Consider the following 635-nt stretch of genomic DNA (forward strand, 5'->3'; position numbering starts at 1 on the left):
GCATCATTTGTTGGGTTACTCTCATTGGGCCGTCCTCCGTTTTTAGGTTTAGCGTGCAGCCATGCGGTTGATGATCGTGTCGAGCATTTCATCGGTCGTCGATACGAGACGGGCTGCGGCATTATAAGCGTGTTGGAATTTCACCAAGTTCGACATTTCTTCATCCAATGAAACGCCGGTAACCGCTTGGCGGCGGTTTTCTGTCGAAACAATCAATTGCTCTTGTGCTGAAACTGCGTAGCCGGCGGTCTGCCCTTCCGCCCCGAGGCCGCTGACGATGGCACGAAAATCGGCTTGCACGTTTTTCACGTCTTCATCTAATCCTTTTGGCAATTCGAGTGGGGCATCTGTTGCAACGCTCAACTCGCCTGCTGGTGAAGTCGTTTCAAAAACATTGCCATTCGCTTGAGCGAATTCCGTCACTGCCGTGTTGATTTTTTGCTGATAGTTTTCGACCGTCGTCAACGATTGTAAAAAAAAAAATATACAATACTTTTACTCATATCATTCTCCACTCCACCTACCCCTCCCCCCTATCCCTTCTTATGCCCCATATTCCATCTACTACATGCCTATCCAACATACAGCCGACTATATTTCAGTCCCAAGCACAATCAATACCATTCCATACAAAA

General features: G+C 47.6%; 1 protein-coding gene. It reads right to left on the minus strand.

Going from position 1 to position 635, the window contains the following annotated elements; translation table 11 throughout:
- Positions 1-48: 48 nt before the first annotated feature.
- Positions 49-465, minus strand: coding sequence for a flagellar basal body rod C-terminal domain-containing protein (locus BHE18_RS16710; RefSeq protein ID WP_071619671.1), 417 nt, complete (start codon positions 463-465; stop codon positions 49-51).
- Positions 466-635 lie beyond the last annotated feature (170 nt).

This window comes from Rossellomorea aquimaris (assembly GCF_001877785.1).
GTDB lineage: Bacteria > Bacillota > Bacilli > Bacillales > Bacillaceae_B > Rossellomorea > Rossellomorea aquimaris_A.